Raw genomic sequence first — 12797 nt, forward strand, 5'->3', positions numbered from 1 at the left:
TGCTGATGATTTACTACGCTGACGACTATGACCGCCATGACGACTGTGACGACCGGGACGACCGGGACGCCTTTGCGCTTCGGCATCAAGACGACGCCCATGCACGTTCCCTACGACGACATCCGCCGCGTCTGGCAGGAGGCGGACGCGGTGCCGGAGATAGCGGACGCCTGGCTCTGGGACCATCTGCTGCCGGTGGCCGGGCCCAGGGACGGCGCCGTCCACGAGGGCTGGACGCTGCTCTCCGCCCTGGCCGCGCAGACCGAGCGGCTGCGGCTGGGACTGCTGGTGACCAGCAACCGGATCCGGCCGCCCGCCCTCCTCGGCAAGATGGCCTCCACCGTGGACGTGATCTCGGGCGGCCGGCTGGTCCTCGGGCTGGGCGTCGGCGGGACGCACCAGCCGCCCGGGGCGGGCGGGATCGCCGGGGAGAATCCGGCGGTCGCCGAGTACGAGGCGTACGGCCTCACGCTCGTGCCGCCCGCCGAGGGCATCGCCAGGCTGGACGAGACGGTACGGATCCTGCGGCTGATGTGGACCCGGGACGTCTTCGACTTCGAGGGCACGCACTACCGGCTCAAGGGGACCCGGAACGAGCCCAAGCCGGTGCAGCGCCCCGGGCCCGCGCTGCTGATCGGCGGCTGGGGCACCCGGCTGCTGCGGCTGGTCGCCGAACACGCGGACGTCTGGAACGTACCCGGGCCGCCGCACAACACCGTGGAGTTCGTCGCCGAGCGCGCCGGGGTGCTGGACGCGCACTGCGCCGAACTGGGCCGGGATCCGGCGGAGATCGTCCGCTCGGTCCAGGTCCTGGTGTCGTACGACGACCCGGCGGCGACCCGGGCCACGGTCATCGCCCTCGTCCGCGCCGGGATGAACCACATCGTGCTGAGCCTGCCGCGCCCCTATCCGCAGGGCGTGGTCCGCAGACTCGCCGAGGAGGTCGTCGCGCCCGTACGTGCCGTCATGGGATGAGCTGATATTCCGGGAAGTTCCCCGGCAGCCGCTCCCCCACCGGCCCCTGCGTCACCGCGCGCACCAGCAGCTCCCCGCCGACGAAGGCTCCCCGCCAGGACGCGCCGAAGCCGCCGAACAACTCGTCGCGGTCCCCGCGTGAACGCGGCTTTCCGTGCCCGACCTTGAAGGCGCGGATCTGCGGGGCCAGGCGCGCGAAGGTGGCCTCGTCGTCGGTGGAGAGCGAGGCGACCAGCGCGCCGTTGGAGGCGTTCATGGCGGCCAGCAGTTCGGCCTCCGTGTCGACCAGGACGATCGTGTCGACCGGGCCGAAGGGTTCCGCGTGGTGCAGCGGGGAGGACCGGGGCGGGTCGAGGAGCGTGACCGGGTGGACGTACGACGAGGTGTCCTGACCGGGCAGGAAGCGCGCGTCGGCCGGGCGGCCGCGGTGCAGCGGGACGGCGCCGCGGTCGACGGCCTCGGCCACCTGGTCGGTGAGTTCCTTGGCCTTGGCCGCGTTGATCACCGGCCCGAAGTCCAGCTCGGGCAGCGGGTCCCCGGGGGCGGAGACCGCGAGGGGGTGGCCGATCCGCAGCCCGCGCACCGCCGGCAGGTACGCAGTGAGGAACTCGTCGAACAGCTCACGCTGGACGACGAAGCGCGGGTAGGCGGTGCAGCGCTGTTTCCCGTAGTCGAAGAGCCCCGGGACTACGGCCGTGAACGCCTCCCAGTCGGTGAAGTTCCAGATGCCCCAGGTGTTGAGTCCCTCCTGTTCGAGTACATGCCGTTTACCCAGGTCGGCTACGGCGGTGGCCACGGCCGCCCCTGTGTCCCGGCCGCCGACGAAGGAGACGCAGCCGATCTCCGGCGCCCGCACCAGCGCCTCGGACAGTTCGCCCCCGCTGCCGCTGAGGAGTGTGACCGGCAGGCCCTCACGGGCGGCCAGCGCGCAGGCCAGGGTGAGACAGGCGACCCCGCCGTCGGTCGGGGTCTTCGCCACCACCGCGTTGCCCGCCAGAGCCTGGACCAGTACCGCGTGAACGAGCACGCTCATCGGGTAGTTCCAGCTGGCGATGTTGGACACCGGCCCGTCCAGCGGCGCCCGCCCGGCGAGCATCGGCTCGATGCCGTCGGCGTACCAGCGCACCCCGTCGATGGCCCGGTCCACGTCCGCCCGGGCGAGCCGCCAGGGTTTGCCGATCTCCCAGACTAGGAGCAGGGCGAGGAGTTCGCGGTGTTCGGCCAGGGCGTCCAGGGTGGCGGCCACCCTGGCTCTGCGCTCCCCCAGAGGGGTGTGCCGCCAGGCGCGGTGCTGGTCGAGACAGGCGCGGACGGCCCGGCGGGCGGTGTCCCCGTCGAGGCGTGGGGCGCCGGCGACGGGGCTGCCGTCGACGGGGCTGGTCGCGGGCAGCGGGCGGCCGTCGGACTGCCAGGCCCCGGCCCAGAGGTTGAGGACACGGTCGTCACGGAAGGCCTCTGGGGCGACGGCGAGACAGCGCGCCCAGGCGTCGCTCCAGCCGGTGCCGGGCTTTCGAACAAGCGGGACCAGCGGGACCGGAGAGTCGAGGACCATGGCTCAGCTCCCTTCCGGCTGACGGGCATCGAGCAGCTCCAGGACCAGCCGGGCCGTCTCGGTCGGTGTGCTCCCCACCCGCACCCCGGCCGCCTCCAGCGCCTCCCGCTTGGCCCGGGCGGTCCCGGCCGATCCGGACACGATGGCGCCGGCGTGCCCCATGGTGCGGCCCTCGGGCGCGGTGAACCCGGCGATGTAGCCGACGATCGGCTTGGTGACGTGGTCCCGGACGTAGGCGGCGGCCCGTTCCTCCGCGTCACCGCCGATCTCCCCGATGAGGACGACGAGTTCGGTGTCGGGGTCCTCCTGGAAGGCTGCCAGGCAGTCGATATGGCTCGTACCGACGACCGGGTCACCGCCGATCCCGACGCAGGTCGAGAAGCCGATGTCCCGTAGTTCGTACATGAGTTGGTAGGTCAGCGTGCCCGACTTGGAGACGAGACCGAGCCGCCCGGGCTTGGTGATGTCGGCCGGGATGATGCCCGCGTCGGACTGGCCCGGTGTGATCAGTCCGGGGCAGTTGGGGCCGATGACCCGGGTGCCCTTGGCACGGGCGTACGAGGTGAAGGCCACCGAGTCGTGGACCGGGATGCCCTCGGTGATCACCACCGCGAGGCCGATTCCGGCGTCGGCGGCCTCCAGCACCGCCGCCTTGGCGAACGCGGGCGGCACGAAGACGACGGTGACGTCGGCGCCGGTCGCGGCGATGCCCTCGGCGACGGTGCCGTAGACCGGGACGGCACGGTCGTCGAAGTCCACGGTCCGGCCCGCCTTGCGCGGGTTGACCCCACCGACGACGTCCGTCCCGGCGGCCAGCATCCGCCGGGTGTGCTTCATGCCCTCGCCGCCGGTCATGCCCTGGACGAGAACCTTGCTCTCCTTGGTGAGATAGATCGCCATGTCCCGGCTCCTCAGGCGCTGTGGGCGAGTTCGGCTGCGCGGCGGGCGGCGCCGTCCATGGTGGTGGCCTGTTCGACCAGGGGGTGCGCGCGTGCGTCGAGGATCGCCCGGCCGCGCGCCGCGTTGTTGCCGTCGAGGCGGACCACCAGCGGTTTGGTCAGCCGGACCGTCTCCAGTGTCCGCACGATCCCGTCGGCGACCGCGTCGCACGCCGTGATCCCGCCGAAGACGTTGACGAGCACTGACTTCACGGCCGGGTCGGAGAGGATCACCGAGAGCCCGTCGGCCATGATCTGGGCGGACGCCCCGCCGCCGATGTCCAGGAAGTCGGCGGGTCGCGCGCCACAGCCGGCCACCACGTCGAGGGTGGACATCACCAGGCCCGCGCCGTTGCCGATGATGCCGACCTCACCGTCCAGCTTGACGTAGTTGAGCCCCTTCGCGGCGGCCGTCGCCTCCAGCGGCTCGCGGTGCTCACCCTCCTCGGCGCCCCAACGGGCCTGCCGGAAACGGGCGTTGTCATCGAGGGTGACCTTGCCGTCGAGGGCCAGGATCCGGCCCTGCCGGGTGCGTACGAGCGGGTTCACCTCGACGAGCAGGGCGTCCTCGCGGACGAGCACGTCCCACAGCCGTACGAGGACGTCGACGGTCTGCGGCGGCAGCCCGGCCGCCTCGGCGATTGCGCCCGCCTTCGCCGATGTGACGCCCACAGCGGGGTCGACGGGGACCCGGGCCACCGCCTCGGGCCGGGTCGCGGCCACCTCCTCGATCTCCATGCCGCCCTCGGCCGACGCGATCGCCAGGAAGCCGCCGGCCGCCCGGTCGAGGACGTAGGAGACGTAGAACTCGCTCTCGATGTCGACGGGTTGGGCCAGCATCACCTTGCCGACCGGGTGCCCCTTGATGTCCATGCCGAGGATCTGACGCGCGGTCAACTCGGCTGCGGCCGGGTCCGCGGCGAGCTTCACCCCGCCCGCCTTGCCCCGGCCGCCCGTTTTCACCTGGGCCTTCACCACCACTCGCCCGCCGAGCCTGCGGGCGATCTCCCGGGCCTCCTTGGGCGAGTCGGTGACCTCGGCCCTCGGCACCAAGATGCCGTGTTCCTCGAAGAGTTCCCTTGCCTGGTGTTCGTACAGGTCCATTTCGGCTCCTGTCTTGAAAGTGCAGCACGCCCCCTGGACACCACCCACCGGATGCGGGATAACAAGGTTCATACAGTATTCGTCGACTGTATGCAATGTACGAAGACGGCATCCCGGACGCCATCCCAGACGGCATTCCACCCCCCTACGAAGGGACAAGGACTTCGCCATGCCCGACGACACCCAGGACGTGATTTCCGGTGGTCATCTCGTTGCGAAGGCACTGAAGGCCGAGGGGGTCGACCGCATCTACACGCTGTGCGGCGGCCACATCATCGACATCTACGACGGCTGCGTCGACGAGGGCATAGAAGTCGTCGACGTCCGCCATGAGCAGGTGGCCGCCCACGCCGCCGACGGCTACGCGCGCCTCACCGGCAAGCCCGGGTGCGCGGTCGTCACCGCCGGCCCCGGTACGACCGACGCCGTCACCGGGGTCGCCAACGCCTTCCGCGCGGAGTCCCCGATGCTGCTGATCGGCGGCCAGGGGGCGCACTCCCAGCACAAGATGGGGTCGCTGCAGGACCTGCCGCACGTCGACATGATGACGCCGATCACCAAGTTCGCGGCGACCGTCCCGGACACCGCGCGCGCCGCCGACATGGTCTCCATGGCGTTCCGCGAGTGCTACCACGGCGCGCCCGGCCCCTCCTTCCTGGAGATCCCGCGCGACGTCCTGGACGCCAGGGTCCCGGCGGAGAAGGCGCGCATCCCGAAGGCGGGCGCCTACCGCGCCTCCACCCGCTCCGCCGGCGACCCCGAGGCGGTCGAGAAGCTCGCCGACCTCCTCGTCCACGCCGAGAAACCCGCCATCCTGCTGGGCAGCCAGGTCTGGACGACCCGCGGCACCGCCGCCGCCATCGATCTCGTGCGCACCCTCAACATCCCCGCCTACATGAACGGCGCCGGACGCGGGACCCTGCCCCCCGGCGACCCGCACCACTTCCAACTCTCCCGCCGGTACGCCTTCTCCAACGCCGATGTCATCGTGATCGTCGGCACGCCCTTCGACTTCCGCATGGGCTACGGCAAGCGCCTCTCCCCCACCGCGACCGTCGTCCAGATCGACCTCGACTACCGCACGGTCGGCAAGAACCGGGACATCGACCTCGGGATCGTCGGGGACGCGGGCCTGGTGCTGAAGTCGGTGACCGAGGCCGCCTCCGGACGCGTCAACGGGGGTGCGTCCCGGCGCAAGGAGTGGCTCGACGAGCTGCGCGCCGCCGAACAGACAGCGATCGAGAAGCGGTTGCCGCATCTGCGGTCGGACGCCAGCCCCATCCACCCGTACCGCCTGGTCAGCGAGATCAACGACTTCCTCACCGAGGACTCGATCTACATCGGCGACGGCGGTGACATCGTCACCTTCTCGGGGCAGGTGGTCCAGCCCAAGTCCCCTGGCCACTGGATGGATCCGGGTCCGCTCGGCACCCTCGGCGTCGGCGTCCCCTTCGTGCTCGCCGCCAAGCAGGCCCGCCCCGACAAGGAGGTGGTCGCCCTCTTCGGCGACGGCGCCTTCTCGCTCACCGGCTGGGACTTCGAGACCCTGGTCCGCTACGACCTCCCCTTCGTGGGGATCGTCGGCAACAACTCCTCGATGAACCAGATCCGTTACGGCCAGGCCGCCAAGTACGGCAAGGAGCGCGAGCGGGTCGGCAACACCCTCGGGGACGTCCACTACGACAAGTTCGCCCAACTGCTGGGCGGTTACGGCGAGGAGGTCCGCGACCCCGCCGACATCGGTCCCGCCCTGCGCCGGGCCCGCGAGTCGGGCAAGCCCTCGCTGATCAACGTCTGGGTCGACCCGGACGCGTACGCCCCCGGAACCATGAACCAGACCATGTACAAGTGAGGTGGAACGCCCATGACCACCAAGGCACTTGAGGGCATTCGCGTCCTCGACATGACGCACGTCCAGTCCGGCCCCTCCGCCACCCAGCTGCTCGCCTGGCTCGGTGCGGACGTGGTCAAGCTGGAGGCGCCGACCGGTGACATCACGCGCAGGCAGCTGCGCGATCTCCCGGACGTCGACTCCCTCTACTTCACGATGCTCAACTGCAACAAGCGGAGCATCACCCTCAACACCAAGACCGAGCGCGGCAAGGAGATCCTGACCGAGCTGATCCGCCGCTCGGACGTGATGGTGGAGAACTTCGGGCCGGGCGCGGTCGACCGGATGGGGTTCACCTGGGACCGCGTCAAGGAGATCAACCCGCGGATCGTCTACGCCTCCATCAAGGGGTTCGGGGACGGCCCGTACACCGACTTCAAGGCGTACGAGGTCGTCGCCCAGGCGATGGGCGGGTCGATGTCGACGACGGGGTTCGAGGACGGCCCGCCGCTCGCCACGGGCGCGCAGATCGGTGACTCGGGCACCGGCGTGCATACAGTGGCCGGGATACTGGCGGCACTCTTCCAGCGGGAGCGCACCGGCCGCGGCCAGCGGGTCAACGTCGCCATGCAGCACGCCGTGCTCAACCTCTGCCGGGTGAAGCTGCGCGACCAGCAGCGGCTCGCTCACGGCCGGCTCGCCGAGTACCCCAACGACGACTTCGGCGTCGAGGTGCCCCGCTCCGGCAACGCCTCCGGCGGCGGCCAGCCCGGCTGGGCCGTCAAGTGCGCGCCGGGCGGTCCCAACGACTATGTGTACGTCATCGTGCAGCCCGTCGGCTGGCAGCCGATCACCCGTCTCATCGGCCGGCCGGAGCTGGCGGAGGACCCCGAGTGGGCGACCCCGGAGGCCCGCCTCCCCAAGCTCAACAAGATGTTCCAGCTGATCGAGGAGTGGTCCTCGACGCTCCCGAAGTGGGAGGTGCTGGAGCGGCTCAACGCCCACAACATCCCGTGCGGGCCGATCCTCTCCACCAAGGAGATCATCGAGGACGAGTCGCTGGTCGCCAACGAGATGGTGGTCACCGTCCCGCACCCCGAGCGCGGCGAGTTCGTCACCGTCGGCAACCCCCTCAGGCTCTCCGACTCCCCCGTGGAGGTGACCAGTTCACCCCTCCTCGGCGAGCACAACGAAGCGGTCTACATCGGCGAACTGGGTCTCGGCGACGAGGAGTTGCGCCTGCTCAAGTCGAACGGAGTGATCTGACGTGATGGCAGAGGACCGGGAGCTGCGGGTCCGTGCGCTCCTCGACTCCGTGCGGGCCGAGGGCCGTACCGCACTCACCGCGCCCGAGGGCAAGGTGATCGCCGACGCGTACGGGATCGCCGTACCGGGCGAGGAGTTGGCGACGGACGTGGACGAGGCGGTGGCGTACGCGGCACGCTTCGGCGGTCCGGTCGTGATGAAGATCGTCTCGCCGGACATCCTGCACAAGACCGACGCGGGCGGGGTGGTCGTCGGCGTCGAGGGCGCGGCGGACGTGCGCGCGGCCTTCCACCGGATCATCGAGAACGCGCGCGGCTACAACGCCGAGGCCCGCATCGAAGGCGTCCAGGTACAGGAGTTGCTGCCGAAGGGCACGGAGGTGATCGTCGGCGCGGTCACCGACCCGACCTTCGGGAAGGTCGTCGCCTTCGGGCTCGGCGGGGTGCTGGTCGAGGTGCTGAAGGACGTGACCTTCCGGCTCGCGCCCGTCTCCGCCGACGAGGCGCTGTCGATGCTGGACTCCATCAAGGCGGCCGAGGTGCTGCGCGGGGTGCGCGGGCAGGCCGGGGTGGACCGCTGGGCGGTCGCCGAGCAGATCCGCCGGGTCTCCCAACTGGTCGCGGACTTCCCGGAGATCGCCGAGGTCGACCTCAACCCGGTGATCGCCACATCGGAGGGCGCGGTCGCCGCGGACATCCGGATCATCCTCGCCGACCAGGTGCCGGCGGCCCGTCGGCGGTACGGACGAGACGAAATCCTGGCGACCATGCGCCGGTTGATGCAGCCCCGCTCGGTCGCCGTGATCGGCGCCTCCAACGAGCCGGGAAAGATCGGCAACTCGGTGATGCGCAACCTCGTCGACGGCGGTTTCGCCGGGGAGATCCATCCGGTGAACCCCAAGGCCGATGACATTCTGGGCCGCAAGGCGTACAAGAGTGTCACGGACGTTCCCGGTGAGGTGGATGTGGCCGTCTTCGCCATTCCCGCCAGGTTCGTGGCAGCGGCGCTGGAGGAGGTGGGACGGAAGAAGATCCCCAACGCCGTCCTGATCCCCTCCGGTTTCGCGGAGACCGGCGAGCACGAACTCCAGGCTGAGATCGTCGCGATCGGCGAGCGCTACGGCATCCGTCTCCTCGGCCCGAACATCTACGGCTACTACTCCACCTGGCAGGACCTGTGCGCCACGTTCTGCACGCCGTACGACGTGAAGGGCGGGGTGGCGCTGACGTCCCAGTCGGGCGGGATCGGCATGGCGATCCTGGGCTTCGCGCGCACCACCAAGACGGGTGTGTCGGCGATCGTGGGCCTCGGCAACAAGTCGGACCTGGACGAGGACGACCTGCTCACCTGGTTCGGCGAGGACCCGCACACCGAGTGCATCGCGATGCACCTGGAGGACCTCAAGGACGGCCGCGCGTTCGTGGAGGCGGCGCGGAACACCGTACCGAGGAAGCCGGTTGTGGTCCTCAAGGCGGGGCGTACGGCCGCCGGTGCCAGGGCGGCCGGTTCGCACACGGGCGCGCTCGCGGGCGACGACGCGGTGTACGACGACATCCTGCGGCAGGCGGGCGTCATCCGGGCGCCGGGCCTGAACGACATGCTGGAGTACGCGCGCGGCCTGCCGGTGCTGCCCACCCCGCAGGGCGACAACATCGTCATCATCACGGGAGCCGGCGGCAGCGGCGTGCTGCTGTCCGACGCGGTGACCGACAACGGGCTGACCCTGATGGAGATCCCGCCGGACCTCGACGAGGCGTTCCGGCGCTTCATCCCGCCCTTCGGCGCCGCCGGCAACCCGGTGGACATCACCGGTGGCGAGCCCCCGTCGACGTACGAGGCGACGATCCGGCTGGGGCTTGAGGACCCCCGGATCCACGCACTGGTCCTCGGCTACTGGCACACCATCGTCACCCCGCCGATGGTCTTCGCCGAACTGACGGCCCGGGTGGTCGCGGAGTTCCGGGAGCGGGGGATCGAGAAGCCGGTCGTCGCCTCCCTCGCGGGGGACGTCGAGGTCGAGGAGGCCTGCCAGTACCTGTACGAGCGGGGGGTCGTGGCGTACCCGTACACGACCGAACGGCCGGTGGCCGTGCTCGGCGCCAAGTACCGCTGGGCGCGGGCGGCCGGACTGCTGGGGGGCGCGTCATGACGTAGCCGAGGAAGGGGCCGGCCGGCGGAGCGCGTCCTCGGCCGGCCCCGGGACCCGTGCGCGCGCGAAAGGCATTGGACAGGGGGCGCTGGCCAGAGCTTTCGACGCAAGGGGTGCTGAGCGAACATGTCATCCATCGATCTATCGGCGTCCGTCCCTTTCAGGGAGGTGACGGACCGCAACGGCCGCAGGTACCGGATCGGCGAGACAGATGTCGATCTCATGGGCCGGACAAGGAAATGGATGGTCGTCCTGCCCTGGGTGGGCATGATGGGCATCAGCTCCGCCGAGTACGCGTTCACGTCGGCGGAGGAGACGCTCCACGAGGCGCATCTGTGGAGCAGTGGGCACATCTTCTGGCTGATGGGCGTCTGGGTGTTCTTCCAGGCGGCCGTGGCCTTCCCGGCCGGGCAGTTGCGGGAGAGCGGACGGCTCCCCGCCCGTACGGCCATGCTGATCGGCGCGGCCGGCACGCTGCTGGGCTATCTGGCGCTGGCGTTCGCGCCGAACGTGGTCGTCGCCTATCTCGGCTTCGGCATGTGCAGCGGCATCGGCGCCGGTCTCGTCTACGCGACCTGCGTGAACATGGTCGGCAAGTGGTACCCGGAACGCAAGGGCGGCAAGACGGGCTTCGTGAACGGCGGTTTCGCCTATGGGTCCGTACCTTTCGTGTTCCTCTTCACCTCGGTGCTCGACCTGAGCAACTACAAGGCCGTCCTGTCCGCGGTCGGAGTCGGCCTGTGTCTGGTGGTGGCGTCGGCCGGCTGGTTCTTCAGGGACCCGCCGAAGAACTGGTGGCCGCCGCACGTCGATCCGCTGAGGGCCACTCAGGATCCGCGCATCCGGCGGGCGTTGGAGAAGAACCCGCCGGCGATCAAGCAGTACACACCCAAGGAGGCCGCCCGTACCCCCGTCCTGTGGATGATGTGGTTCTGTCTGCTCTGCACGGCCGGGATCAATATCTTCGGCATCGCCTTCCAGGTGCCGTTCGGCAAGGACATGGGCTTCGCGGGCGGGATCGTGGCCACGGCCATGTCCCTGAAGGCGCTCGTCAACGGCACCGGACGCGGGGTCATCGGCTGGATCTCCGACCGCTACGGCCGCCGCAACACCCTGATCATCGTCTGCATCGTGCTCGGCACGGCACAGTTCGGAGTCCTGGCGTCCGGCCAGACGCACAGCATGCCGTTCTTCCTGTTCTGCTCCATGGTCTCCGGCTTCGGCGGCGGGGCGATCTTCCCGCTCTTCGCGGCCATGACGGCGGACTACTTCGGTGAGAACAACAACGCCACCAACTACGGGATGGTCTACAGCTCCAAGCTGATATCCGGCCTGGTGGGCTCCGGTCTGGGCGCGGTCGTCGTCGGTGAATGGGACTACCACGGCGCGTTCGTGCTCGCGGGCTCCGTCGGCCTGGCCTCCGCAGTGCTGGCGCTCTTCCTCAAGGCACCGGGCAGGCCCAGCGCCCGGCGCATCGTCCCCAACCCGCAACCGCTCGGCGAGGAGATGGCGTGACATGTCGGCAGACCCTGTAGCCACGAACAGCACCGGCGCCGAACGGCGTCCGTACCGCGAGGTGACGGACGCCCGCGGCCGGGTGTACCGGATCGGCGAGACCGACCGGGACATCCTCGGCCACTCCCGCAACCTCATGGTGTATCTCCCGTGGGTCGCCATGATGGCCATCAGCGTCTTCGAGTACGCGTACGGCTCCGCGGAGGACACCCTGTCCCATGCGCACGGCTGGACGCAGTCCAACACCTTCTGGATCCTGAGCATCTGGGTGTTCTTCCAGGCCGGCATCGCGTTCCCGGCGGGCTGGCTGCGGGAGAAGGGCATCCTCACGGCCCGCCGGGCGATGTACACCGGCTCCGTGATGTGCCTGATCGGCTTCCTGGCCCTCTCCCACATCAGCGAGATCTGGCTGGCGATCATAGGTTTCGGTGTGATCGGCGGCCTCGGCTCGGGCCTCGTCTACGCGACCTGCATCAACATGGTCGGCAAGTGGTTCCCCGAACGCCGTGGCGCCCGCACGGGTTTCGTGAACGGCGGCTTCGCCTACGGCTCACTCCCCTTCATCTTCATCTTCAACTACGCCTTCGACACGGCGAACTACCACCGGGTCCTGGACCTCATCGGCGCCTACGTGATGGTCGTCGTCCTGGTCTCGGCGTTCTTCTTCAAGGACCCGCCGAAGAACTGGTGGCCGGCCGACATCGACCCGCTCACGCACGCCGGCGGCTCCAGGACCGGGACGGCCCTCGCCAAGAACCCTCCCGCGGTACGCCAGTTCACTCCGAAGGAAGCGATCCGCACCGGCATGCTCCCGCTGATGTGGATCTCGATCGTCATGACGGCAGGCGTCTCGATCTTCGGCATCTCGTTCCAGGTGGACTTCGCGAAGGACGTGGGCTTCGGTCCACTGGTCGCGGCCTCCTCCATGGGCGTGATGGCGGTCATCAACGGCGTGGGCCGAGGTGTGGTCGGCTGGCTCTCCGACCGCTTCGGCCGCAAGCCGACCCTGGTCTTCGTGATACTGGTCCTCGGCCTCGCCCAGTTCGGCGTGATCTGGGCCGGTGACGTCAAGAGCGAATGGCTGTTCCTGTTCTTCGCCTTCCTCTCCGGCTTCGGCGGCGGCGCGTTCTACCCTCTCTTCGCCGCCCTGACCCCGGACTACTTCGGCGAGAACTACAACGCCACCAACTACGGCCTGGTCTACAGCGGCAAGCTCATCAGCGGCCTCTTCGGCGGCGGCCTCGGCTCCATGGTGGTCGGCGCCTGGGGCTACAACGGCGCGTACGCCCTGGCGGGCGGCATCTCGATGCTGGCAGCGGGGGTGGCCCTGCTGCTGCGGCAGCCGGGCCACGAGGGCACGGGCGCGAAGGTGCGGGCCGCACAGCCACAGACGGCGACCTGACGGTCCCGGTCTCCGCGTTGCACCGCGGTTGAGTCCCGGGCAGCTGTCCGGGACTCGACCGTTCG

General features: G+C 69.9%; 9 protein-coding genes. 6 read left to right on the forward strand and 3 right to left on the reverse strand.

Translation table 11 applies throughout. The features are described 5' to 3' along the window. Positions 1-36 precede the first annotated feature (36 nt). Positions 37-975, forward strand: coding sequence for an LLM class flavin-dependent oxidoreductase (locus ACIRR9_RS37890; RefSeq protein ID WP_403761678.1), 939 nt, complete (start codon positions 37-39; stop codon positions 973-975). Here the strand turns inward: ACIRR9_RS37890 and ACIRR9_RS37895 are convergent. The 3 genes from ACIRR9_RS37895 to sucC are packed head-to-tail and all read right to left on the reverse strand — an operon-like array spanning position 965 to position 4569. Then, positions 965-2527: an aldehyde dehydrogenase family protein gene (locus tag ACIRR9_RS37895; RefSeq protein WP_403761681.1), complete on the reverse strand. Its 1563-nt coding sequence runs from the start codon at positions 2525-2527 to the stop codon at positions 965-967. The two genes, ACIRR9_RS37890 and ACIRR9_RS37895, sit on opposite strands and share 11 nt — an antisense overlap. 3 nt (positions 2528-2530) lie before the next feature. Continuing rightward, positions 2531-3427 carry a succinate--CoA ligase subunit alpha gene (gene sucD / locus ACIRR9_RS37900; protein WP_403761684.1) on the reverse strand — a complete coding sequence of 299 codons (897 nt, stop codon included), beginning with the start codon at positions 3425-3427 and terminating at the stop codon, positions 2531-2533. Positions 3428-3438: 11 nt separating this feature from the next. Beyond that, positions 3439-4569 carry an ADP-forming succinate--CoA ligase subunit beta gene (gene sucC / locus ACIRR9_RS37905; RefSeq protein WP_403761687.1) on the reverse strand — a complete coding sequence of 377 codons (1131 nt, stop codon included), beginning with the start codon at positions 4567-4569 and terminating at the stop codon, positions 3439-3441. A 169-nt stretch (positions 4570-4738) separates the two neighbouring features. Between sucC and ACIRR9_RS37910 the strand changes: the two genes are divergently transcribed. From ACIRR9_RS37910 to ACIRR9_RS37930, 5 genes are all read left to right on the forward strand, one after another. After that, positions 4739-6421, forward strand: a complete 1683-nt coding sequence (locus ACIRR9_RS37910) for a thiamine pyrophosphate-binding protein (RefSeq protein ID WP_403761690.1) — start codon at positions 4739-4741, stop codon at positions 6419-6421. 12 nt (positions 6422-6433) lie between these two features. Further along, on the forward strand, positions 6434-7666 hold the full coding sequence (gene frc / locus ACIRR9_RS37915; RefSeq protein ID WP_403761693.1) for a formyl-CoA transferase: 1233 nt from the start codon (positions 6434-6436) through the stop codon (positions 7664-7666). 4 nt (positions 7667-7670) lie between these two features. After that, entirely contained in the window at positions 7671-9815 is a 2145-nt protein-coding gene (locus ACIRR9_RS37920) for an acetate--CoA ligase family protein (RefSeq protein ID WP_403761695.1), read from the forward strand. A 126-nt stretch (positions 9816-9941) separates the two neighbouring features. Next, positions 9942-11330 carry an OFA family MFS transporter gene (locus tag ACIRR9_RS37925; RefSeq protein ID WP_403761697.1) on the forward strand — a complete coding sequence of 463 codons (1389 nt, stop codon included), beginning with the start codon at positions 9942-9944 and terminating at the stop codon, positions 11328-11330. A 1-nt stretch (position 11331) separates the two neighbouring features. After that, positions 11332-12732 (forward strand): OFA family MFS transporter, encoded by a 1401-nt coding sequence (locus tag ACIRR9_RS37930; protein ID WP_403761699.1) that lies wholly within the window; start codon positions 11332-11334, stop codon positions 12730-12732. Positions 12733-12797: the final 65 nt, after the last annotated feature.

The sequence above is a fragment of the Streptomyces sp. NPDC101234 genome, from assembly GCF_044767525.1.
Classification (GTDB): Bacteria; Actinomycetota; Actinomycetes; order Streptomycetales; family Streptomycetaceae; genus Streptomyces; species Streptomyces sasae.